The sequence below is a fragment of the Arthrobacter sp. NPDC058288 genome (assembly GCF_042880995.1).
Classification (GTDB): Bacteria; Actinomycetota; Actinomycetes; order Actinomycetales; family Micrococcaceae; genus Arthrobacter.
This window is the reverse complement of the sequence record NZ_JBHVYH010000001.1, coordinates 1,188,196-1,210,676: the sequence shown is the minus strand read 5'-3', so window position 1 is coordinate 1,210,676 and position 22,481 is coordinate 1,188,196. Positions and strand designations below refer to the sequence as shown.

General features: G+C 65.3%; 24 protein-coding genes, 1 tRNA gene and 1 other RNA gene. 13 read left to right on the top strand and 13 right to left on the bottom strand.

What is annotated here, in order from left to right:
* Positions 1–131 precede the first annotated feature (131 nt).
* On the top strand, positions 132–818 hold the full coding sequence (locus ACFVWT_RS05790) for a DNA alkylation repair protein (RefSeq protein ID WP_390246043.1): 687 nt from the start codon (positions 132–134) through the stop codon (positions 816–818).
* Positions 819–937: 119 nt separating this feature from the next.
* Here the strand turns inward: ACFVWT_RS05790 and mptB are convergent, their stop codons facing one another.
* The gene (gene mptB / locus ACFVWT_RS05785; RefSeq protein ID WP_390246041.1) at positions 938–2,494 is read right to left on the bottom strand and encodes a polyprenol phosphomannose-dependent alpha 1,6 mannosyltransferase MptB; all 1,557 of its coding nucleotides are present in this window, start codon (positions 2,492–2,494) and stop codon (positions 938–940) included.
* Between the two features lie 157 nt (positions 2,495–2,651).
* Here mptB and orn point away from each other — a divergent pair, with 157 nt between their 5' ends.
* From orn to def, 3 genes are all read left to right on the top strand, one after another.
* Positions 2,652–3,287, top strand: coding sequence for an oligoribonuclease (orn, locus tag ACFVWT_RS05780; RefSeq protein ID WP_390246039.1), 636 nt, complete (start codon positions 2,652–2,654; stop codon positions 3,285–3,287).
* A 129-nt stretch (positions 3,288–3,416) separates the two neighbouring features.
* Positions 3,417–3,489 (top strand) — tRNA-His (locus ACFVWT_RS05775).
* Positions 3,490–3,589: 100 nt separating this feature from the next.
* Complete coding sequence (gene def, locus ACFVWT_RS05770; RefSeq protein ID WP_390246037.1) at positions 3,590–4,162, top strand: peptide deformylase; 573 nt, start codon at positions 3,590–3,592, stop codon at positions 4,160–4,162.
* A 21-nt stretch (positions 4,163–4,183) separates the two neighbouring features.
* Here def and ACFVWT_RS05765 read toward each other — a convergent pair whose 3' ends face one another.
* The 3 genes from ACFVWT_RS05765 to ACFVWT_RS05755 form a co-directional block, all read right to left on the bottom strand.
* Positions 4,184–4,981: an HNH endonuclease family protein gene (locus tag ACFVWT_RS05765; protein WP_390246035.1), complete on the bottom strand. Its 798-nt coding sequence runs from the start codon at positions 4,979–4,981 to the stop codon at positions 4,184–4,186.
* Between the two features lie 92 nt (positions 4,982–5,073).
* Positions 5,074–5,283: a hypothetical protein gene (locus ACFVWT_RS05760; protein ID WP_390246033.1), complete on the bottom strand. Its 210-nt coding sequence runs from the start codon at positions 5,281–5,283 to the stop codon at positions 5,074–5,076.
* A 77-nt stretch (positions 5,284–5,360) separates the two neighbouring features.
* Entirely contained in the window at positions 5,361–6,839 is a 1,479-nt protein-coding gene (locus ACFVWT_RS05755) for a glyceraldehyde-3-phosphate dehydrogenase (RefSeq protein ID WP_390246031.1), read from the bottom strand.
* Between the two features lie 270 nt (positions 6,840–7,109).
* Between ACFVWT_RS05755 and ACFVWT_RS05750 the strand changes: the two genes are divergently transcribed.
* On the top strand, positions 7,110–7,262 hold the full coding sequence (locus ACFVWT_RS05750; protein ID WP_390246029.1) for a hypothetical protein: 153 nt from the start codon (positions 7,110–7,112) through the stop codon (positions 7,260–7,262).
* A gap of 126 nt (positions 7,263–7,388) precedes the next feature.
* Here ACFVWT_RS05750 and rnpB read toward each other — a convergent pair.
* Positions 7,389–7,780, bottom strand: an RNA gene (gene rnpB, locus ACFVWT_RS05745) — RNase P RNA component class A.
* Between the two features lie 121 nt (positions 7,781–7,901).
* Between rnpB and ACFVWT_RS05740 the strand changes: the two genes are divergently transcribed.
* Genes ACFVWT_RS05740 through ACFVWT_RS05730 form a run of 3 tightly spaced genes read left to right on the top strand, consistent with a single transcriptional unit; the run spans position 7,902 to position 10,401 of the window.
* Entirely contained in the window at positions 7,902–8,714 is an 813-nt protein-coding gene (locus ACFVWT_RS05740; protein ID WP_390247086.1) for a slipin family protein, read from the top strand.
* Positions 8,715–8,755: 41 nt separating this feature from the next.
* Positions 8,756–9,589 carry an alpha/beta hydrolase gene (locus tag ACFVWT_RS05735; RefSeq protein ID WP_390246027.1) on the top strand — a complete coding sequence of 278 codons (834 nt, stop codon included), beginning with the start codon at positions 8,756–8,758 and terminating at the stop codon, positions 9,587–9,589.
* Positions 9,590–9,636: 47 nt separating this feature from the next.
* Positions 9,637–10,401 carry a YaaA family protein gene (locus ACFVWT_RS05730; protein ID WP_390246025.1) on the top strand — a complete coding sequence of 255 codons (765 nt, stop codon included), beginning with the start codon at positions 9,637–9,639 and terminating at the stop codon, positions 10,399–10,401.
* Here the strand turns inward: ACFVWT_RS05730 and ACFVWT_RS05725 are convergent.
* Both ACFVWT_RS05725 and ACFVWT_RS05720 read right to left on the bottom strand, forming a co-directional pair.
* Positions 10,398–11,135 (bottom strand): zinc ribbon domain-containing protein, encoded by a 738-nt coding sequence (locus ACFVWT_RS05725; protein ID WP_390246023.1) that lies wholly within the window; start codon positions 11,133–11,135, stop codon positions 10,398–10,400. The two genes, ACFVWT_RS05730 and ACFVWT_RS05725, sit on opposite strands and share 4 nt — an antisense overlap.
* Before the next feature lie 60 nt (positions 11,136–11,195).
* Positions 11,196–12,125 (bottom strand): Nif3-like dinuclear metal center hexameric protein, encoded by a 930-nt coding sequence (locus ACFVWT_RS05720; protein WP_390246021.1) that lies wholly within the window; start codon positions 12,123–12,125, stop codon positions 11,196–11,198.
* Between the two features lie 99 nt (positions 12,126–12,224).
* Between ACFVWT_RS05720 and msrA the strand changes: the two genes are divergently transcribed.
* From msrA to epsC, 3 genes are all read left to right on the top strand, one after another.
* On the top strand, positions 12,225–12,749 hold the full coding sequence (gene msrA, locus ACFVWT_RS05715; protein ID WP_390246019.1) for a peptide-methionine (S)-S-oxide reductase MsrA: 525 nt from the start codon (positions 12,225–12,227) through the stop codon (positions 12,747–12,749).
* 77 nt (positions 12,750–12,826) lie between these two features.
* Entirely contained in the window at positions 12,827–13,762 is a 936-nt protein-coding gene (gene cysK / locus ACFVWT_RS05710) for a cysteine synthase A (RefSeq protein WP_011692288.1), read from the top strand.
* Positions 13,763–13,803: 41 nt separating this feature from the next.
* Positions 13,804–14,388, top strand: coding sequence for a serine O-acetyltransferase EpsC (epsC, locus tag ACFVWT_RS05705; RefSeq protein ID WP_390246017.1), 585 nt, complete (start codon positions 13,804–13,806; stop codon positions 14,386–14,388).
* Here the strand turns inward: epsC and ACFVWT_RS05700 are convergent.
* On the bottom strand, positions 14,385–15,218 hold the full coding sequence (locus ACFVWT_RS05700) for an oxidoreductase (protein WP_390246015.1): 834 nt from the start codon (positions 15,216–15,218) through the stop codon (positions 14,385–14,387). The two genes, epsC and ACFVWT_RS05700, sit on opposite strands and share 4 nt — an antisense overlap.
* Positions 15,219–15,361: 143 nt before the next feature.
* A complete protein-coding gene (gene gndA / locus ACFVWT_RS05695; RefSeq protein ID WP_390246013.1) occupies positions 15,362–16,798 on the bottom strand; it encodes an NADP-dependent phosphogluconate dehydrogenase in 1,437 nt (478 codons plus the stop codon).
* Between the two features lie 250 nt (positions 16,799–17,048).
* On the opposite strand from gndA, the gene ACFVWT_RS05690 reads away from it, so the two are divergent.
* Entirely contained in the window at positions 17,049–17,777 is a 729-nt protein-coding gene (locus tag ACFVWT_RS05690; protein ID WP_390246011.1) for a FadR/GntR family transcriptional regulator, read from the top strand.
* On the opposite strand, the gene ACFVWT_RS05685 is transcribed toward ACFVWT_RS05690, so the two are convergent.
* Genes ACFVWT_RS05685 through ACFVWT_RS05675 form a run of 3 tightly spaced genes read right to left on the bottom strand, consistent with a single transcriptional unit; the run spans position 17,755 to position 20,598 of the window.
* The gene (locus ACFVWT_RS05685) at positions 17,755–18,852 is read right to left on the bottom strand and encodes an L-idonate 5-dehydrogenase (RefSeq protein ID WP_390246009.1); all 1,098 of its coding nucleotides are present in this window, start codon (positions 18,850–18,852) and stop codon (positions 17,755–17,757) included. The genes ACFVWT_RS05690 and ACFVWT_RS05685 overlap by 23 nt on opposite strands.
* Complete coding sequence (locus tag ACFVWT_RS05680) at positions 18,852–19,622, bottom strand: SDR family oxidoreductase (protein WP_390246007.1); 771 nt, start codon at positions 19,620–19,622, stop codon at positions 18,852–18,854. The genes ACFVWT_RS05685 and ACFVWT_RS05680 overlap by 1 nt, the downstream gene beginning before the upstream one ends.
* A gap of 13 nt (positions 19,623–19,635) precedes the next feature.
* Complete coding sequence (locus ACFVWT_RS05675) at positions 19,636–20,598, bottom strand: NAD(P)-dependent oxidoreductase (protein ID WP_390246005.1); 963 nt, start codon at positions 20,596–20,598, stop codon at positions 19,636–19,638.
* Positions 20,599–20,680: 82 nt separating this feature from the next.
* On the opposite strand from ACFVWT_RS05675, the gene ACFVWT_RS05670 reads away from it, so the two are divergent.
* Positions 20,681–21,745 carry a D-2-hydroxyacid dehydrogenase gene (locus tag ACFVWT_RS05670; protein ID WP_390246003.1) on the top strand — a complete coding sequence of 355 codons (1,065 nt, stop codon included), beginning with the start codon at positions 20,681–20,683 and terminating at the stop codon, positions 21,743–21,745.
* A 111-nt stretch (positions 21,746–21,856) separates the two neighbouring features.
* Here ACFVWT_RS05670 and ACFVWT_RS05665 read toward each other — a convergent pair whose 3' ends face one another.
* Positions 21,857–22,480 carry an FMN-binding negative transcriptional regulator gene (locus ACFVWT_RS05665; RefSeq protein ID WP_390246001.1) on the bottom strand — a complete coding sequence of 208 codons (624 nt, stop codon included), beginning with the start codon at positions 22,478–22,480 and terminating at the stop codon, positions 21,857–21,859.
* Position 22,481 lies beyond the last annotated feature (1 nt).

Here is a 22,481-nt window from a genome sequence, read left to right as displayed (position 1 = left end):
GCGCTCACTATTCTAGCGCACCACCCACCGGCCTGTCAGGGCACGGGGGATAACAGGACCGTCCGCGGAGACGGCCACTGTTTGCTCGCTGTCGGCCGCCCGGCGGCCGGCGCGCCAGTAGAGTTTCCGTCATGGCCAACGAGGAACTGATCGCCGGGATCCGCAGCAGCCTGGGGACCGCGGCGGATCCGGTCCGGGCCGCGGGAAGCCGGGCCTACATGAAATCGGACATGCCGGCGCTGGGAGTCAGGGTTCCCGAAGTCCGGAAGATCACGAATGGTGCAGCCGCGCAGTGGCCCTGCAGTTCATTCGAGGAACTGCGGGACACTGTCCTGGAGCTTTGGCGTTCAGCGGAGTTCCGGGAAGAGCGGTACGCCGCCATCGACCTGACGGATGCGCGGCTGGCCAGGGGCCGGCTGGAGATGCTTCCGGTGTACGAGGAGATCATCCGCACCGGTGCCTGGTGGGATCTTGTGGACGGAGTGGCGCACCGGATCTGCGCGCTGCTGCAGGCACACCGCCCGGAGCTTGACCGGATGCTCCGTTCCTGGAGCAGAGACCCCGACATGTGGGTCCGCAGATCTGCCATCACCGCCCAGCTAGGCGCTAAGGCCGCTACCGATCCGGAGCTGCTCGCCTCGGTCATCGAGGCCAACCTGGCAGACCGGGAGTTCTTTATCCGCAAAGCCATCGGCTGGGCGTTGCGCGAGTACGCGAAAACGGATCCGGCCTGGGTCCGGCAGTTCGTGGCCGGCCACGAAACCGCCCTCAGCCCGCTCTCCCGCCGCGAAGCCCTCCGGAATCTCACCGTGGACTGAACAGCGGCGGCGGATGCCGTGAGAACGTCTGTGCGGGCCGGGCGCTGCGTTCCGGGACACAGCGCCCGGCCCGCACCCGCTACGTGGTGGGGCCACCGCCGTCGTGCCGTCTACTCCGGCTAGATGACCGGGCGGGTGGTCACCGGCTCATCGGGTTTGCTGAACAGCTGTTTGGTTTTGGGATCCAGGAAGATCAGGTACAGCGCGAACATCAGCGCGATGATGGCCGCCGCGTTGCGGGCCAGGGCCAAGGGCAGGCCCAGGTCCTCCGTCTGCAGGTACGGGAAGACTTCCAGCTGGTCGGAGATGGCGTAGACCATAAAGAAGGACACGATGAAATAGAGGGCCTTCACCTGCCAGTCGTCGCGGATGCCGGTGACGGCGAACAGCGGGATGAGCCAGACGACGTACCAGGATTGGATCATGGGGGCGAGCAGGACCACTGCCGCGAACCCCAGGGTGAGCCGCCGCATCAGGCGGTCGTGGTCGCCGCGGAAGATCTGCCACGCCACAATTCCGACGGCGAGGAGCTTACCGGCGTCGTAAACCCATTTGGCCAGTCCCCAGCCGTCAAGTCCGAACGCGTTGGAAATGGAAGCCACCACGAGGCCCAGCAGGCCGACCGGCGCGTACCAGATCCAGATGCTGCCCGGAGCGGACAGCCCGTTCACCCAGCCGAAGCCGAAGCCGTTCACCAGGCTCATGGCGTACAGGATGCCCAGGCTGATCCCGGCAGTGAGACCCCAGAAGACAAACTTCCGCGGCCAGCCGGCGTTCTTCCCGGCCCACAGGAGTCCGATGAAAGGCAGGAACACAATAGTGATGGGCTTGACGGAAATGGACAACGTCACGAGCACCAGGCCGAACACCACCCGCCTGGTGGCGCAGTAGTAGAGTCCGGCCAGCGCCAGTCCGATCATGAGCGCATCGTTGTGGACGCTGGCGATGAAGTTGGTGAGGAACAGCGGGTTGGCTGCCGTCAGCCACAGCGCCCGGTGCGGATTCACGCCATGGAGCTCCGCCAGCTTGGGAACATAGACGATGCACAGCACCACACCGATGAGGGCGGCGACGCGGAACAGCATGATGCTTGCCTCCGGCTGCACGTTCGTGGACCACACCACCAGCTGCTCGATCCACAGAAACAGCTGGCCATAGGGAACCGGCGCTTCGGTCCACATCTTGTCGGCACCGAGCTGGAAATAGTTGGACAGCGCCGAAATCCCGTTTTCGTAGGGATTGAAGCCTTCCACCATCAGGCGGCCCTGCCCGATGTAGGCGTACACGTCCCGGCTGAAGAGCGGGACGGAGAACATCATCGGCAGCCCCCACAGTGCCACAGCCTGCAGGGTGGCCCTGCGGGCGCCCGCGCCCCAGACCCGGACACGCTGGCCGAGGCGAAGCCAGGCACGCACCAGGAGCATGCCGCCCACGGCCAGCAGCACGATGGAGAGGGCCACCCCTACGGCTTCAGTGCGCATCCAGATGAACAGCGGCAGGCGGCGAAGCTCGGAGACAGGCGCGAGCCAGCCGACGCCGAGCGAACCGATCGCCATGAACATCGACCCTGCGAACCCCGAAAGGAGCGGCGAGAGGGCGTTGTCCACTTCGGCCGCGGCCGGCTCCGGTGACCTACCGGCAGCCACTTTTCCCGCCGCAGGCACAGGCGCCGTCATCTCAGGATCGTCCAATCTGTTGTGGGGCGTTTTTCACCCGGTGGAAGCCGGGCATGCCGGCAGGGGTGGGGCCGCAGCAATGAAAAAGAGGCACAGCCACGTATCCGAAATCCTAGCATCGGACAGCTCCGTGGCAGCTGAACGGTAGGCTGGTCGGGTGCCTATAACTAACGAACGCATTGTCTGGATCGACTGCGAGATGACCGGCCTGGACATCAAGAACGACGCCCTTATTGAGGTGGCCGCCCTGGTGACGGACTCCGAACTCAACATCCTCGGTGACGGTGTCGACGTCGTCATCCGCCCGGACGATGCCGCGCTGGCCCAGATGAATGATTTCGTCCGCGACATGCACACGCGCTCCGGGCTGCTCGAAGAGCTTCCGCACGGCAAGACCATGGCAGAGGCGGAGGCCGTGATCATGGAATACATCGCAAAGTGGGTTCCGGATCCCCGCAAGGCTCCGCTCGGAGGGAATTCCGTGGGAACCGACCGGGTCTTCCTCGCCCGGGACATGCCCGCCGTTGTGGAGCACCTGCACTACCGGGTCATTGACGTCAGCACCATCAAGGAGCTCTCCCGTCGCTGGTTCGCCCGGGCATACTTCCAGGCGCCGGCCAAGCACGGGGGGCACCGCGCGCTCGGTGATATCAAGGATTCCATTGATGAGCTGCGTTACTACCGGGAGGCAATTTTCGTTCCCGCACCGGGGCCGGACAGTGCCACCGCGCAGCGGATTTCCAAGTCGGTCATGGCCTCCGCTGAGCCCCTGGCGGAGGCCTCGGAAAAGTAATCTGCGCCACGTTTGCGGGAAATTTCGGCGAAACCGGCAAAAGTGGCAAAAACAGTCCCGCGGAGCAGGTAAGCTATATGACGTTGCCTTCCAAGACAGCCGGTTAGCCGGATGGTCCTCAGGCACATGGTGGGCTTAGCTCAGTTGGCAGAGCGCCTGGTTGTGGTCCAGGAGGTCGCGGGTTCAACCCCCGTAGCTCACCCTCACAGGATGGTATTGCCGCCGTCCAGCAAGGAGGCCGCACCGGATATCCGGTGCGGCCTTTTGTGTTTCACCGCACTGCATCAAAGGAACCGCCTGACATGACCGTTCTGCCGATCACCATCTGGGGTGAGCCGGTTCTCCACCGCCGGGCCGCCGAAGTGGAAGTCTTCGACGACGAACTCCGCACCCTCATCGCCGACATGTTCGAAACGAACGACGCCGCGAACGGCGTGGGCCTCGCGGCCCCCCAGGTAGGCGTGGGCAAGCGCCTCTTCGTCTACAAATACGCCAACGACGACGGCGTGCCTCCTGCCGGAGTTGTGGTGAATCCCGTCCTGACGCTGTCCAAGGTGTCCGGCGCACTGCCGGACCCGGATGAGGAAGTGGAGGGCTGCTTGTCGTTTCCGGGCGGCCAATACCCGCTCAAGCGCGCCGAGTGGGCGCGGGTGCAGGGGTTCGACGGCGACGGGAACCCGGTGGATTTTGAGGCGACCGATTGGTTTGCCCGGATCATCCAGCATGAGTACGACCATCTGGACGGCAAGCTCTACGTGAACCGGCTGATGGACCGCTATGCCCGGAAAGCCATGAAACAGGCTAAACGGAGCGGTTGGGGGGTCCCCGGTTTGACGTGGATGCCCGGCGTCGACCCCGACCCGTTCGGTCACTAAGGCGCAGGATCCCTCGCTCCCCTACCGCGGTATGACAGTCTGCTGTTGCGGGCAGGAGGCGAGCACCCGCTTCATGGCGTCCTTCTCCGCCGGGGTCACCCAGAGGCTGTAGGCGGCCTTAACGGAAATCTGGCGGGCCACATAGTGGCACCTGAAGGCCTTGTTTTTTGGCAACCAGCTGGCCGCGTCCGAAGCGCTTTTCTCCTGGTTGGCGGGACCTTCAGCGGCCACGAGGTTGAGCGGATCGTTGGCCAGGCTCTGGCGCTGTTGCGGAGTCAGCTGCTGGGCGCCTTTCTGCCAGGCGTCACCGAGAGCCACCACATGGTCGATCTGGACGGCCTTACTGCTTTCCGCGCCCCGTGCGAACGTGACGACCGCGCCCGTGTACGGCTCGTGGAAAGTACCGCCGGCCACACGGCAACGCGAGCCCTCCGTGAACTGCGCGCCGTCCAAATCCCGCCGCAGGATGTCATTGCGGGTGTCGCAGCCATTGCGGTCCACGTCCAGCCAGGCCTGGCCGAATGCGGTGCGCTCGTAATTGTCGTTGGCCGCCCGGCCTTTTACCGCGAGTACCTCCAGCGCATCCACGGCACGGCCCTCAGGCACTGGCCGGACCGAGGGAACGGCCTTCATCCAGGCACTATCCAGGACAGGGGCCTCACTGGGGCCGGCGGCAGCCGGCTCCGCCGCGGCGAACTGGCCTGCGGTGAAGAACCAGCACACCGTGGAAACCAGTCCCACGGCCAGCACGGCTAATACAGCCCAGGCCTGACGGGAGCGGCGGCGGGCACGGCGGTATTCCGCCCAGCTGGTGGTCATGGTTGCCTTGCCCGGTGGAGATCCATATGCACGGAACGAGCGTAGGGCAGGCCACCGACAACCTGGTCTCTATCCACAGTGTGGAGGAGTACTTACTGCTCCTTCAACACACGCTTGAGGTCGTCGGCGGCAAGGTCGAGCAGCTCCTCAAGCTGTTTGATCCTGCTGTCGGGAATCTCTCCCGCGGCATGCGCCACTCGCGCCTGGTCAAGGAGGCGGGTTGCTTCCTTATGGTTCTTCCGCGCTACGTCGAGGGCGTGCTCGAGGGTGGTTTCATGTTCGAGAGTCGATTCGTGTTCCATGTCTCCATTCTGGGTCCGTTTCCCGGCCGAGGCCAGAGCATCGGCCGGGAAACCACAGAACGGACCTGCGCGGGAAACTAGACCGCGATTGCTGCCAGCGCCGCGGCCGGTTCCTTGACCGGGAACGACGGCGGGTTGACGCCGGCCATTTCCTCCATCACGCGGACTACCTGGCAGCTGTAGCCGAACTCGTTGTCGTACCAGACGTAGAGGACAAGGTTCTTGTCGTTGGAGATGGTGGCCAGGCCGTCAACGATGCCTGCGCGGCGCGAACCGACGAAATCGGTGGAAACAACCTCGGGGGAATCGATGTAGTCGATCTGCTTGCGCAGCTCCGAGTGGAGGGACATCTGCCGCAGGTAGTCGTTGACCTCGTCCTTGGTGGTGCCGTGCTCCAGGCTCAGGTTCAGGATGGCCAGAGAGACATCGGGGGTGGGAACGCGGATGGAGCTGCCGGTGAGCTTGCCCAGCAGTTCGGGCAGGGCCTTGGCCACGGCCTTGGCGGCACCGGTTTCGGTGATCACCATGTTCAGCGCGGCGGAGCGGCCCCGGCGGTCGCCCTTGTGGAAGTTGTCGATCAGGTTCTGGTCGTTGGTGAAGGAGTGGACCGTCTCGACGTGGCCGTGGACCACGCCGAACTTGTCGTTGATCGCCTTCAGGACCGGGGTGATGGCGTTGGTGGTGCAGGAGGCGGCCGTCACGATCTTGTCCGAGTCAAGGATGGTGCCGTGGTTGATGCCGTGGACGATGTTCTTCAGCTCGCCCTTGCCCGGTGCCGTGAGCAGGACGCGTGAAACACCCTTGCTCAGGAGGTGCTGGGACAGGCCTTCGGCGTCGCGCCAGCGTCCCGTGTTGTCCACTACGAGGGCGTCCTTGATGCCGTAAGCCGTGTAGTCCACCGTGGAGGGGTTGTCCGAGTAGATGACCTGGACCTGGACCCCGTTGGCCGTGATGGTGTTGCTGTCGGTGTCCACCTTGATGGTGCCCTCGAACGAGCCGTGGACGGAGTCCCGGCGGAGCAGGCTGGCGCGCTTTGCGAGGTCGTTGTCCGAGCCGCGGCGGACCACGATGGCCCGGAGCCGGAGGCCGTGGCCGCCACCGGCCTTTTCGATGAGGAGGCGCGCGAGCAGGCGGCCGATGCGGCCGAATCCGTAGAGCACGACGTCGGTGCTGGTGCGGTCGTCGCCGCCGCGCTTGCCGACGATGTCGGCGAGTTCGGCGCGCAGGAACTCATCCAGGCTTGCACCGTTGGCCTCGGTCTTGAACTTCTGGTTCAGGCGGGCGATATCGATTGCCGCAGCGCCCAGGTCCAGCCCGGCGAGGGCATCCAGCAGCGGGGCCGTCTCTTCCAGGAGCAGCTCGTCCTTGCTCATCCGGCGCGCAAAGCGGTGCGCTTTGAGGATGTTCATGGTGGACTTGTTGATCAGGCTGCGGCCGTGGATGGAGGTAACCACGTTGTTCTCGCGGTACAGCCGGCCGATGACCGGGATCATGGCCTCGGCTAGCGCCTCACGGCCCATCCACGTATCAAGACAAGAATCTGACGTCTGGCTCACAGAACTACCTTCCTTGGGTCAACCACATACGTCCTCGTATGCGGATGTCGGCCACCGGAGGTATTCCGGGGCACAGGCATCGGCGGGGATTCGGTCCACCCCGGACACCTTGGAGAAGCGCAAAGAAAACCGCCGGCTGCGAACGCAGACCCGGCGGCAGAACTTCTACGTTCGCTATCCATTCTAGGGCGGCGGAGGGTTCTCCCGCGCCCGGAAAAGCGTGAAGTCACTCACACGCAGAAGCGTCCCGCCTTGACATAGGATGTCCGAATGGGACTCATAGTTGCACTACTTGTCATTTGGCTCATTCTTTCGATCCTGGGCTTTGTCGTGAAGGGCCTGCTGTGGCTTGCCGTCGTCGGCCTCATCCTGTTTGTCGCTACGGCGGCCTGGGGCTGGGTGAAACGGAAGGCCAAGGCCTGACCTGAAACCAGGTCTTGACGGGCTGGGGCCGGCACCACACGGTGCCCGCCCCTTTCGTTGTCACGTGCGGTTACCGGCGTCACGTGCGGTTACCGGCGCCGGGCCGCGGATTCCGCGTGCTTGTGGTGGATGGGTTGACCGATACGCCGGGTTCTGTGTTCCTGCGCCGTTGCCGGTGCGGGAATAGCGGCCATCCATCTACGAACGCCGTTGCCGGCGCCCTCCAGCGGCCTACCCGGACACTCGGGCGAGCAGCCCTCGAACGTGCCCTGTCTGGCCTTGCTCCGGGTGGGGTTTACCTAGCCTTCCCGGTCACCCGGGAAGCTGGTGGTCTCTTACACCACCGTTTCACCCTTACCTGTTCACGGACCGTGCGTACACGGACCGAGGCAGGCGGTCTGTTCTCTGTGGCACTGGCCTGCGGGTTACCCCGAGTGGGCGTTACCCACCACCCTGCTCTGCGGAGCCCGGACGTTCCTCGAGCCACTTACGTGACGCGCGGCCGCCTGGTCAACCCATCCGCGGTCCATTCTACGGGCAACACCGGGCGCCAGGTTGCGCAGCGGGCGCAGGGCGCTTTTTGATCCCTTGGTGGGACAATGGAACAAGACCACACCAGGCAAGAAGGAGGGGATCCTGATGGACCCCACCGGTACGTACATCACCGTCGCCGTCGCACTTTTGCTGCTCATCATTCTCAAGATGTCCATCCGGATTGTCCGGCAATACGAGCAGGGAGTGCTCTTCCGGCTTGGGAGGGTCATTGGCATCAGGATGCCGGGACTTCGGTTCATCATTCCGGTCATCGACCGCCTTCCGCTGGTCAGCCTGAGGATAGTGACGATGCCCATCCAGTCGCAGGGAATCATCACCCAGGACAATGTCAGCGTGGACATCTCCGCGGTTGCCTACTATCGGGTGGTGGACGCAGTGAAGTCCGTCGTGGCGATCGAGAATGTCGCAGCGGCAATCGACCAGATCGCCCAGACCACGCTCCGGAAGGTCGTGGGCCGTCACAGCCTGGATCAGACGCTGTCCGAAACCGAGCGAATTAACAGTGACATCCGGGAAATCCTGGATCAGCTGACCCTGGCCTGGGGCGTCGAGGTGGTGCTCGTGGAGCTGAAGGACATCCAGCTTCCCGACAGCATGAAACGCGCCATGGCCCGCCAGGCCGAGGCCGAGCGGGAGAAGAGGGCGAAGATCATCGCCGCTGAAGGCGAAGCCATCGCGGCAGCGGCCCTCGGCGACGCTTCGGACACGATGATGGCACACCCGCTTGCCCTTCAGTTGCGGAATTTGCAGTCCCTGGTGGAAATCGCCGTGGACAAGAACTCCACGGTCGTCTTCCCCGCGCCGCTGATGAGTACTATCGGCGAACTGTCCGCATTTCTTGCACGCGAGAACCAGGCGGCGACGGCTGCCGCCAAACCGCCGGTCAAGGCGGCCTGAGCCGGCCTGATATCCGGAGCCTCCGCCTCTATGATCGGCGTATGGAAATTCCGACGCTCGGACGCCGGCGGTTGCTGGAACTCGGAGCCGGCGGCGTGACTGCCGCCGTACTGGCCGCCTGCGCGCCCGTCAGCGCCGGCCCCGAGGGGCCGGCCGCGGAAGTGCGCAGCGGATCCTTCACGTCGAAGTTCCGCCCCGACACCGACACGAACTGGTCAGTGGCCGTTACGGCCGGCCACGGCGGCGATCAGCGTCCCCTCCCCGTTGCCGTCTTTCTGCACGGGACGGGCGCGGACCATCGTATGGTCTTCGACGATCTCCGGGCGGACCGGCTCCTGGCCCAGCACGTGGCCCGCGGAGGGACTCCATTCGCGGTTGCGGCGGTGGATGGCGGCGAAAGCTGGTGGCACCGCCGGGACACCGGCGCCGACGCCCAGGCCATGGTGGTGGAGGAATTCATCCCCCTCCTTGCGGGCCAGGGCCTCGACACCGGCAGGCTCGCCGCCTTCGGTCTGTCCATGGGCGGTTTCGGGGCACTCCTCCTCGCCTCCCAGCACCGGATCCCCGGACTCCGCGCCGTCGCAGCGATGAGCCCGGCAGTCTGGAGCCTGTACGACGCCGGACGCGCGGACAACTTTGACAGCGCCGCAGACTTCACGGCCAACGACATCTTCGCGCTCAGGCCGGAACTGGAAACGTTGCCCAAGAGAATCGATTGCGGCACCTCGGACAACCTGCTGTACAGCGTCAAGGACTACGTCAACGGGCTGCCGGGAGAACACGAGGGCGGATTCCAGGACGGCGGCCATAACAGCGGCTACTGGCGTTCCATCCTCCCGGACGTCCTGTCATTCCTGGGCCGGAACCTGGCCTGAGGGCGGCACCGCACGCCGTCGATCCCTGCCGCCGGTAAGATCGTACGGTGCTGATTCTGCTCCCGCCGTCCGAAGGCAAAACCCCCGCTGTCCAAGGTGAAGCCGTCGACTGGACCGCCCTAAGCTTCCCGGGACTGAACACCTACCGCGCGAAGGTCCTCGAGGCACTGGGTAACGTCAGTGCCCACCGGGACGCCCTGGCGTTGCTGGGCGTGGGCGCTTCGCTGAGTGCCGACGTCGAACGCAACACCCGGCTGCATACTGAACCGGCGGCGCCGGCGCACCAGGTCTACTCCGGCGTCCTGTACGACGCGCTGGGTTATCAGTCGCTGACGGCGGCGCAGCGCCGCAGGGCGGACGCATCGGTACTGGTCATTTCCGCACTCTGGGGCGCCATCCGCTTTGCTGACAGGGTGCCCGCCTACCGGCTGTCGATGGCAACGTCACTGCCCGACGTCGGACGCCTCGCCTCGTTCTGGAAGCCCCAGATTTCGGAGGCCCTGGCGGCCGAGACCGAAGGGGAGCTCCTGGTGGACTGCCGCTCGAGCACCTATTCCGCCGCCTGGGCTCCCCCGCCGGCGCAGACGGTCGCCGTCAACGTCTTCACCGAAACCAACGGCGTGCGCAAGGTGGTCAGCCACTTCGCCAAGCACACCCGCGGCGAGCTGGCCCGGCACCTGCTGACACGCCGGGGCGTCGCTCCCCGGACCCCGTCCCAGCTGCTGAAAGCAACCCGCGAAAAGTGGGATGCCGAACTGGTCGAAGGCACAGCGCGCAAGGCGCACGCCCTCAACATCATTCTGGAGGCTTAGGCCCACTCCGCCGAGCGGACCAGGATGCACCCGGAGTCAGGACAAAATACGACGTCGTCCTCCGCCGCTGCCTTGATCTCGGCGAGGTCGCCGGGGCTGAGCTGCATACCCGAGCCTTCGGACTTTCCATGGAAGAGCCGGGCTGCGCCGACTCCGCGCTTGGCCAGGGTCTTTTCGTAAATGGCCAGCAGGCCGGCATCAAGGCCGGCGGCGAACTCTGCACGCTTGGCGCCCACCTCTGCGGCCTCGGCGGCAATCTCTGCCAGGGCGGCGTCCAGCTCTGCGCGGATCCCGCCAAAGGAGCCCTGGACGTCGTCCACGATCTTCTGCTGGGCCGACTGACGTTCACGGAGCCCCTCCAGGCGTTCCATGACCTCCAGTTCCACGTCTTCCAGGGCCGACCGGCGTTTGTTGAGCGAGGCAATGTCGCTTTGCAGGGCAACAAGGTCCTTGGACAGGCCGGTGCCGCTGTTCAGCCGTGCTTCGTCCCGTTCGATCCGCGAGGCCACCTGCTCCACGTCCGCTTCGGAGCGCTTGAGCTCGGCTTCGGCGTCGTGAACGGCCACTTTCGCCGCTCCGAGTTCGCCGTTGGCAACGGACAGCGCCGCTTGGAGGTCGCTGATGCGTGGATCGCTTTCGATGGTCCGGCGGCGGTTGGACAGCGATTTGAGCCTGGCGTCGAGTCCTTGCAGTTCGAGCAATTTCAACTGTTCCGCCGGTGCTGCCTTGGCCACTATTACCTCCGCTTGTTCCTACCGGCCGCAGCCGGGCACCGGACCGGCGCAGTTTAGACTCTAGTCCCCGCCCGGAGTCAGAATGAAGTCCCACGGATCGCTGTTGGTGGTGCTGACCCTGATGTCGACGTCGTGGCCCTGGTCGTTGAGGACGTTGCCCAATGCTTCAGCCGCCGCCGGCAGCCACAGCCACTCGCTGGCGAAGTGGGAAACGTCGATGAGGTAGGGCCGGTCGTTCAGGGCGTTCTCACGGGCTTCGGACGCAGGGTGGTGGCGGAGGTCCGCCGTTACGAAAAGATCCGCGTTGCTCGCCCTGACCTCGTTGAACAGGGAGTCCCCTGCGCCGCCGCACACGGCGACGCGCCGCACCAGGCCGTCCTTGTCTCCCGAGACCCTCACGCCGCCGGCCACCGAGGGCAGGATGCCGAAGACCCGCGCGGCGAAGTCTCCCAGCGTCATGACGTCTTCAAGGTCGCCCACCCGGCCGATGCCTTCTTCCGGCAGGCCGTTCGGGGCGGGCGTGAGCGGCACCACATCGTGGAGGCCCAGGGCGTCCGCCAGGACATCGGAGACGCCTCCGACGGCGGAATCACCGTTGGTGTGGACGGTCAGGAGCCCGGTCCCGGACTCGATCAGGCGGTGGACCGCCTTGCCCTTCGCAGTCGTGGCCGCAACGGAGGTTACCCCCTTCAGCAGCAGCGGATGGTGCGTGATCAGGAGCTCGGCGCCCCACTCAATGGCTTCCTCGATGACGTCAAGGGTGGGGTCCACCGCAAACATGATCCTGCTGACTTCTGCCGAGGGGTGGCCGGCGACCAGGCCCACTTCGTCCCATTCCTCGGCGAGGGACTCCGGCCAGAGCTCTTCCACTGCGAGCAGGACCTCGCCGAGCGTGGGTACAGCGGATTCGGCGGCCCCGGCGGGCTCCTCACCGGCGGGATCAGCAGTATTTCGCGCGTCTTCTGCAACGTCGGTGTTCACAGGTTCCATACCCTCATTTTTACCCTATCCGCCGGCTTCGCCTGCACCCGTAACAGTCTCGTAAGGTGGTGGGGGAATCATCAGCGCGCTTCAACCATTGAAGAGGACATGAAAACTTTTGTGCTTGGCGGAGGCTGCTTCTGGTGCCTTGACGCCGTCTACCAAAAAACCAAAGGTGTCACGTCGGTCATCTCGGGCTACACCGGCGGCCACGACCGCCATCCGGACTACTACTCCGTCTGCTCCGGCACCACAGGCCATGCCGAAGTGGTTGCGGTGAGCTTCGAGGAGGACGTGATCCCGGCAGAGATCATCCTGGACATGTTCTTCGCCCTTCACGATCCCACCACGCTCAACCGCCAGGGCTACGACGTCGGCACCCAGTACCGCTCCTCCATGTTCTACGAGACCACGGAGGAAAAGATCCTCTTCGAAGAGGCCATCGAACGGAACCAGGCGCTGTGGGCACATCCGATCGTCACCGAGGTCAGCAGGCTGCCCGTGTTCCATGTGGCAGAGGATTTCCACCAGGACTACTACGCCAAGCATCCGGAGCAGGGCTACTGCCAGGTGATCATCAACCCGAAACTGGCGAAGGCACGGAAATATTACTCTGCATGGCTTAATGCTTAGCAGCGGTCCCGCCGCCCTCGTTAGGCTGACCTCAGTATTCGCTGTTCAGAGAACTCTTCAGAGATAGGCACAAATACATGGCACGGATCTACGACGACGTCACCCAGCTTGTCGGCGGCACCCCGCTGGTAAGGCTCAACCGGCTGACTGAGGGCCTCGACGCCCAGGTTGCGGTCAAGCTCGAGTTCTACAACCCGGCCAACAGCGTCAAGGACCGTATCGGTGTGGCCATCGTCGACGCCGCCGAGAAGTCCGGCGCCCTCAAGCCCGGCGGAACGATCGTCGAAGGCACCTCCGGCAATACGGGCATCGCCCTGGCCATGGTGGGTGCGGCCCGCGGCTACAAGGTCATCCTGACCATGCCGGAGACCATGTCGACGGAACGCCGTGTCATGCTCCGCGCGTTCGGCGCGGAAATCGTCCTGACCCCCGGCTCTGAAGGCATGCGGGGCGCCGTGGAAAAGGCCCAGGAGATCGTGGCCAACACGGAGAACTCCATCTGGGCGCAGCAGTTCGCCAACGAAGCCAACCCGGAGATCCACCGCACCACCACTGCAGAGGAAATCTGGTCCGACACCGACGGCAAGGTGGACATCTTTGTCGCCGGCATCGGCACCGGCGGCACCGTCACCGGCGTGGGCCAGGTCCTGAAGGAACGCAAGCCGGACGTGCAGATCGTCGCCATCGAACCGAAGGACTCCGCCATCCTCAACGGCGGCGCTCCCGGGCCGCACAAGATCCAGGGCATCGGCGCCAACTTCATCCCCGAAATCCTGGACACCAACGTCTACGACGAAGTCCTGGACGCCACCCTGGAAGACTCTGTCCGCGTCGCCCGCGACCTCGGAGTCAAGGAAGGCATCCTGGGCGGCATTTCCTCCGGTGCCATCGTCTGGGGAGCCCTCGAACTCGCCAAGCGCCCGGAGAATGCCGGTAAGCTCATCGTCGCTGTTGTCTGCGACTTCGGCGAGCGTTACATCTCCACCGTGCTCTATGACGACATCCGGGGCTAGGCCTTAGCCCGACATTCACCGTTTCCTGTAGAAAGGTCTTTGTGAGCTTCTTCGCAAGACTTAAGGAAGACCTCGACGCCGCCAGGTCGCACGACCCGGCGGCTCGAGGTTCTTTTGAGAACTTTTTTGCCTACTCCGGCCTGCACGCCATCTGGGCACACCGCCTCACGCATAAGCTCTGGCAGAATCCCTCGCTCCGCTTCCCCGCCCGCTTGATTTCACAGCTGGCGCGCTTCCTGACCGGGATCGAGATCCACCCGGGCGCCACCATCGGCAAGCGGTTCTTCATCGACCACGGCATGGGTGTGGTCATTGGCGAAACAGCGGAAATCGGTGAAGACGTCATGATCTACCACGGCGTGACCCTGGGCGGACGCTCACTGGCAAAGGTCAAGCGTCACCCCACCATCGGAGACCGCGTGACCATCGGCGCTGGCGCCAAGATCCTTGGCCCCATCACCATCGGACACGACAGCGCCGTGGGCGCCAACGCCGTGGTGGTCAAGGACGCTCCTCCGGAATCCATCATCACCGGGGTCCCGGCAACGTGGCGCCACCGTGACGCGCAGCGGGAAACCAAGCCCGCCGTGGATCCGGCCGAGTACTACATCGAATACCGGATCTAGGCGGCAAACCGCTTGTAAATGGTCCAGAGCACCACGTCGAAGACGGGGTCCGGCAGGATCCTTCGCAGGGTCAGGATGGCGCGCGCCCCCTTGCCTACCGGGTACCTCGTCTTCGGCCGGGCGGCGGTCGCGGCGTGGACAATGGCATCGGCAATGACGTCCGGAGGCGTGGACATGCCGGAGCTTTCGGTGGAGGCCAGCGCCGCTGCGACGATTTTGGCCTGGTCCCGGTAGGGACCGTGCCCGGACGTTTCCAGCAGGCTTTCGCCGGAAATGGACCCCCACTCCGTCTGTGTTCCCGCCGGTTCGATGATTGACACCTTGATCCCGTGGGGCTTGAGTTCCAGGCGCAACGAGTCGCTCAGGCCCTCGACTGCGAACTTCGTGGCGTGGTACCAGGCACCCAGTGGCTCGTACATCTTGCCGCCGATGGAGGACACATTGATGATCCGCCCTTGCGCCGCAGCCCTCATGGCAGGGAGGACCAACTGGGTCATGCGGGCCAGGCCAAAGACGTTGACGTCAAACTGCCGCCGTCCTTCGGCCAACTCCACTTCTTCCAGCGATCCGTAGGATCCGTAGCCGGCGTTGTTCACCAGGACGTCGATCCGGCCATGGGCCTCAAGGATTCCGCCCACGGCGGCCGCCATGGACGCTTCATCCGTGACATCCAGGGCCAGCACGTTCACTCCGAACGCTTTTAGCGGCTCCATCTTTCCGATCCGCCGGGCCCCGGCATACACAACGAATCCGTGCTCCGTAAGCTTCCTGGCTGCCTCGAACCCTATGCCGGCGGACGCACCGGTGACAAACGCTACTGGCTGCGACATGGGCTGCACTCCTTGGAAACGGCAAATCAGCGGACGGACGGCTGTCATCGGACGGACTAGGCCCGTTAACTCCAACGGCCGGCGCCTCCCAGAGTATCCGGGAAGCGCCGGCCGTTGATATCTGACCCGGTGTGGCGTTGAAGCTAGTGGGTGTCCACTGCCTCGATTTCGGACTTGTCCTCGCCCCAGAGGGTGTGGAAGGTGCCTTCGGCGTCAACACGGCCGTAGGTGTGCGCGCCGAAGAGGTCGCGCTGGCCCTGGATCACGGCAGCGGGCAGGCGCTTACGGCGCAGGCCGTCGTAATAAGCCAGCGAGGAGGAGAACACCGGCACGGGGATGCCCAGCTGCACAGCAGTGGCAACAACACGGCGCCAAGCCGGCAGCACCTCGGCGATGGCTTTGGTGAAGGCCGGTGCGAACAGCAGGTTGGCCGGCTTTTCGTCCGCGGCGTACGCCTTGGTGATTTCCTTCAGCAGTTCCGCACGGATGATGCAGCCGCCGCGCCAGAGCGAAGCGATCTCGTCCAGCTTCAGGTCCCAGCCGTATTCCTTCGCGGCCGAGGTCAGCATGTCCAGGCCCTGGGCGTAGGAAACCAGCTTGGAGGCGTACAGCGCCTGGCGGACGTCCTCAACGAACGTTTCCGGAACCTCGACGGCGATTTCCTCACCGGCGAGCAATTCCTGGGCCAGCTTGCGCTGTTCGGTCTGGGACGACAGTGCGCGCGCGAACACGGATTCGGCAATGCCCGACGTCGGGGATCCCAGCTCGAGAGCGGAGATGACCGTCCAGCGGCCGGTTCCCTTCTGGCCGGCGGCGTCCACCACGACGTCGACGAACGGCTTGCCCGTGCGGGTATCCACGTGGCCGAGGACTTCGGCGGAGATTTCGATCAGGAAGGAGGCGAGCTCGCCCTTGTTCCATTCTGCGAAAATCTTGGACTGCTCGGCCGGCTCGATGCCTGCGCCGGAGCGGAGGAGGTCGAAGGCTTCGCCGATGACCTGCATGTCGGCGTATTCAATGCCGTTGTGGACCATCTTTACGAAATGGCCGGCGCCGTCGGTGCCGATCCAGGCGCAGCACGGCTTGCCGTCAACGTGTGCGGCGATCTTTTCCAGCAGCGGTCCAAGGGCGTCGTAGGACTCCTTGGAGCCGCCGGGCATGATAGACGGGCCGTTCAGGGCACCTTCCTCACCGCCGGACACACCGATGCCCACGAAGTGCAGGTCCTTCTTCGCGAGGGCGGCTTCGCGTCGGCGGGTGTCCTCGTAGTGGGAGTTGCCGGCATCGATGATGATGTCCCCTGCCTCCAGCAGGGGTTCAAGCTGCTCGATCACGGAGTCAACCGGCTTGCCGGCCTTGACCATGATGAGCACGCGGCGCGGCTTTTCCAGGGAATCGACAAGCTCCTGGAGGGTTTCGGTACGCACGAAGTCGCCGTCGTGTCCGTGCTTTTCCAGCAGCGCGTCAGTCTTCTCAACAGACCTGTTGTGCAGGGCAACGGTGAAGCCGTTCCGGGCCAGGTTGCGGGCGAGGTTGGCCCCCATCACCGCAAGGCCGGTGACACCGATGTGTGCTGACATCAAAACTCCAATTCATTTCTGTGCAACGTGTGCATTCTGTTCCGCACTTCCTGCGGAACACGCTTTAAGAACCAGTGGCTGTCAATAAACCATATGTATTTCCGCCGACTACCGGAAAGTTGCGCCCACGTTTTGGAAGGTGGCGCGTCACAAAACAGTCTATGATGCCGCCGGCGTCTCGCCGGGCGGACGCCCGGCGGGGTCAGTGCACGCACAGGACGGCAGCGCCGGCCAGATTATGCTTACGACTATGTCAACCAGCCTCCACCACCGCGCCATCGAACACCTCGGCACCCGCATCGTCAGCGGCGCGCTTCCCGCGGGCCATGTGATGCTGGCTGAGCAGCTCGAAGACGAGCTGAAGGTCTCGCGCTCGGTGGTCCGTGAAGCGGTCCGGGTCCTCCAGTCCCTCGGCCTGGTGGAAACCATCAAGCGCGTCGGAATCCGGGTGCTGCCGGCAAGCCGCTGGAACCCCTTCGATCCCCTGGTCATCCGCTGGCGCCTTGCCGGCGAGGGCCGCGGCGCACAGCTCAGGTCCCTCGCGGAGCTGCGCTCCGCCGTCGAACCCGTGGCCGCCGAACTGGCCGCCGCAAACGCCCCGGAGGAGATCCGCCGGGAATTACTGGATGTGTCACTGGCAATGCGCGACGCCGGCCAGGCCGGCAAGACGGCGGAATTCCTGCAGCTGGACATCCGGTTCCATTCGCTCCTCCTCACTGGTTCCGGCAACGAAATGTTTGCCAACCTGGTAGGGCAGGTGGCCGAAACCCTCACGGGACGGACCGTGCACGGACTCATGCCGGACCACCCCCGGGACACCGCCCTGCAGTGGCATGTGGACGTGGCCCAGGCCATCGCCGCAGGGGATGCCGCCGGAGCCCGTGAGGCTTCCAGCCTGATCATGCGCGAGACGATTTCGGAGATGGAAGCCGGCTGGCGGGACCAGCCCAGGGTTTTCATTCCCCTCCAACAGGGCTGAAGTCAAGCAGCACCTTTCCCGATTCTGCGGATTTCCTGGCCACCTCGAAGGCCTCGATTCCGCGCTCCAGCGGGTACTCGTGGGTTACCACGGGGTCAACGAACAGGGTGCCGTCGGCGAGGGCTGCGATGACGTTGTCGATCTCGTCGTTGAAGCGGAAGGAACCCTTGAGCTCCAGTTCCCGCGTGATGGCCAGGGAGATCAGGACGGGCTGGGGCCCGGACGGCAGCAGGCCCACCATCACCACCGTGCCGCCGCGGGTCGCGCCCTGGATGGCTGATGCCAGTCCGTGGTGGTTGCCGGAGGATTCAATCACGACGTCGGCCTCGACGGCGGCGATCGCTTCCGCGTCGCCGGCCGCGAGGACCTCGTCCGCGCCCACGGCCGCAGCGATCTCCAACGGCTTGGGATGCATGTCCACGGCCACGATCCGGGCCGCGCCGGCCCGTTTCAGGACCGCGACGGCCAGCGCGCCGATGGGGCCGCTGCCGATCACCAGGGCAGTCTTCCCGGCGACGTCCCCGGCGCGGGACACCGCGTGCCATGCCACGGAGGCGGGCTCGATCAGCGCGGCCGTGCGCAGGCTAAGTCCCTCCGGCAGCGCGCGCAGCATCCGCGCCGGCAGGTTCACGTACCGGCTGAACGCCCCGTCGGTGTGCGGGTAACGGGCGGCGCTGCCCAGATAGGTGCAGCCCGGGGACAGGTTGGGCCGGTCCGCCGGATACCGAGCCGCGCCGGGTCCGGGTGTGGCCGGATGAACGGCGACGGCGGTCCCCGCGGCCGGGCCGGTGCCGTCCGCCGCGGCGCGGACCACGGTCCCGGAAATCTCGTGGCCCAGCACCAGGGGCGCCTTCAGGATCGATTCACCGGCCGCACCGTGCAGCCAGTAGTGCAGGTCCGAGCCGCAGATGCCGCCGAATGCCACTTCCACCACCGCTTCACCGGCAGCCGGGGCCGGGACAGGCACGTCGTCGATCCGCAGATCGCCCGCGGCATGGGCAACAACCGCCGGGCCCGAGACGGGAAGGCCTGCGACGGGAAGGGCTGCGCTGACGGACTCCGGTGACATCGACATCAGACCACCACCGTCATTCCGCCGTCGATGAAGATGGTCTGGCCGTTCACGAAGTCCGAACCGTCCGAGGCCAGCCAGACCGCCGGGCCGGCCAGGTCCTGCACCGTCCCCCACCGGTTCGCCGGGGTGCGGCCCAGGATCCAGGCGTTGAACTGCTCATCGTCCACCAGGTTCTGCGTCATCTCGGTGTGGATGTAGCCCGGCGCGATGCCGTTGATCTGCAGGCCCGAGGACGCCCATTCCGCCGTCATGGCCCGGGTCAGGTTCCGCAGCCCGCCCTTGGCCGCGATGTACGGGGCAATGGTCGGGCGGGCCAGGTCGGCCTGCACCGAACAGATATTGATGATCTTGCCCCGGCCGCGCGGAATCATGTGCCGCGCCGCTTCCCGTCCCACCAAAAACGCGCTCGTCAGGTCCGTGGAGATCACCCGTTCCCAGTCCTTCACATCCAGCTCCAGCATGGGCACCCGGTGCTGGATGCCGGCATTGTTCACCAGGATCTCCAGCGGCCCCACGTTCTCCTCCACCCACGCAATGCCCTGCGCGGCCCCGGCGTCGCTGGTGACGTCGAAGGCACAGCTGTGCACCCGGCCCGGCGGATAGTCGGCGCCCATCGCGGCCGCGGCATCCTTCAGCCGTTCCGGGTTGATCCCGTTCAGCACCACCGTGGCGCCCGCATCAGCCAGCGCCCGCGCCAGGGCATTGCCGATCCCCCGGCTCGAACCGGTCACCAGGGCAACACGCCCCGTCAGGTCAAAAAGTGCACTCATCGTTCGCTATTCCTCAATTGTTGGTGACTACGGGTTGTGGCTGCTGCTTGTCGCTGCTGAGATTGGCGATGGTTTGCCGGACGGCGGCGAGGTCGAGGTCCCCGAGTCCCTGGCGCTTCAGCTCGGCATACAATTCGGCGCCGGCCGTTGCCATGGGTACGGCCGCCTCCACGGCTGCGGCACTTTCCAGGACGAAGGAAAGGTCCTTATGCATGAACTTCGCCGGTCCCGTGGCCTCGTAGTCCTTCGCAACGAGGCGGGGCCCGACGATGTCCAGGACCCTGCTGCCGGCCAGCCCGCCGGAGAGCACCTCGTACAACGCCGCAACGTCCATGCCGGAGCGTTCGGCGAGCTCGGCGGCTTCGGCGAGCGCCGCCGTCGTGGTTCCCACGATGAGCTGGTTGCAGGCTTTCGCCAGCGATCCGGAACCCAGTGGCCCCAGCCGCCTGACTGTGCTGCCCATGGCGTTGAAAAGGGGACGGAGCCGCTGGAAGTCCCCCTCCTCAGCACCGGCCATGATGGCGAGGGTTCCGTCCTCGGCACCTTTGGTGCCGCCGCTGACGGGTGCATCGACCACGACGGCGTTGCCCCGGCTCGCGGCGGATACCGTCGCGCCGAAGTCCCGCACCGCTGCCGGCGACACGCTGCTCATGACCACAACGACAGTGCCGGGCCGGGGCGGCTCTTCGACCCAGCCTGCGAGGAGCCCGGCCGCCGCGTCCTCGATGTAGGACAGGTCCGGGAGCATAAAGATAATGAACGGTTCGTCGCGGAGCGACGCAACGTCAGCGGCACGGATGCCGCCGCGCGCCGCGAAGCCGTCCAGGGCGGCCGCGGTTCTGTTCCAACCGGTGACGCTCCAGCCGGCTTTCAGCAGGTTGGCCGCCATGTGGCCGCCCATCAGGCCCAGCCCGACGAAACCGGCCCTCTTCCGGCTCAGCTCTTCGCTCGCCCCAGCGTTTGTCTGCACATTCATCGGCAGCGGTACCTCACTTCATCGTGGTTGATCGTCGGGTTAATGGGAGGAAATCTGTTCAATATCCTAGCCGCCATTCAGTATGATGAACACTATGACGACTAAAACCACCGTCGCAATCGCCGTCCCGCTCGAAGCTGAGCTGGTGGAGCGCATCCGCGCCGTAGATCCTTCCGTGACCGTCCTCTATGAACCCGACCTCCTCCCGCCCGAACGTTTTCCCGCCGACCACGCGGGCGACCCGGACTTCAAACGCACTCCGGAACAGGAGGAACGGTACTGGGACATGCTGAATAAGGCTGAAGTCCTCTACGGCTTTCCCAACGAGAGCCCGTCCGGACTGGCCCGCATTGCAGGCAGCAACCCCCGGCTCCAGTGGATCCATGCCATGGCCGCGGGTGCCGGCGGTGCAGTGAAGGCATCCGGCCTGGACCAGGAAACGCTGCAGAAATTCAAGGTCACCACCTCGGCCGGTGTCCACGCACTACCGCTGGCGGAGTTCGCCGCACTGGGTATCCTCAACGGATTCAAGCGCAGCGCCGAGCTCGCGGCGGACCAGGCAGCCAAGGCGTGGCCCGAGCTGCGGACGCCGACGCGCCTGGTCAACGGCTCCACGCTCGTCGTGACCGGCCTCGGCGAGATCGGGCTGGAGACGGCCCGCATCGCCCGCGCACTCGGAATGAAGGTCAGCGGCACCAAACGGAACGTGGAGCCGATCGAGGGAATCGTCGACGTTGCCGACAACGACGGACTGCCCGGCCTGCTCGCTTCGGCTGACGCAGTGGTCAACACCCTGCCGGGCACGCCCTACACGGAAAAGCTGTTCAACCGTGACGTGTTCGCGGCCATGAAGCCGGGAACTGTCTTCGTCAACGTGGGCCGCGGCACCGTGGTGGACGAGGACGCGCTCCTGGAAGCGCTGGACAACGGCCAGGTGGCGTACGCCTGCCTGGACGTGTTCGCCGTCGAACCCCTCCCGCAGGACAGCCCGCTCTGGAACCACCCCAAGGTGATGGTGTCCCCGCACACCTCGGCGCTGAGCGCAGCCGAGAACCGGCTGATCGCCGAACGCTTCAGCAGCAACCTGCGCACGTTCCTTGACGGCGGGGAACTCCCCCACCTCGTGGACACCGTGCACTTCTACTAAGCCGCACTAATCCGCGGTCCATCAGACTGCGCGGCACACCGCACCACACGGGCGGCCTCTCCGGCGAACGGAGGGGCCGCCCTGTGCTGTGCGCTCCGGACTTACATGCGCTCACGGCTGCCTTGCCCGCTCGACGTCGGCGGCGCTCTCTGCCTGGCCCCGGGCAGCAAGTCCCGCCACCACACCGTCGATGTCCGCATCGGGCCGGTTCTGGCTCAGCTTGGCCTTCGCTTCGATCCTGGTGATCACCAGCTCAACGCCGATGATGGCGCGCAACTGCCCGGCAATGTAGCGTTCCGGGGCATCGGCCACGCTCCATGGGTGGTCGAAGCCCGCTTCGTTCACCCCGGTCAGCCGCCTGACCTGGCCGGCCAGCCAGGCCGGGTCGTCGTGGATCACCAACTCGCCGTATACGTGCGCCGTCGTGTAGTTCCAGGTGGGGACGACGCGCCCGTGCTCAGCCTTTGAGGCGTACCAGGACGGCGATATGTACGCGTCCGCACCCTGGACGATGACGAGTGCCTCGCCTATCGCCGGTTCGGACCACTGCGCGTTGTTCCGGGCCAGGTGGGTGTGCAGGGCGCCGTGGTCTCCGACAGACGGATCGAAAACGAACGGCAACAAGGTTGCGAGTAGGCCCTGAGAGGTCATGGTGACCAGATTGGCTGCGGCCGGCCGGGCCAGGAGGTCGCTGATGGCGCCAGGTCCGGCTTCGAAGTGGGCGGGGGTGTACATG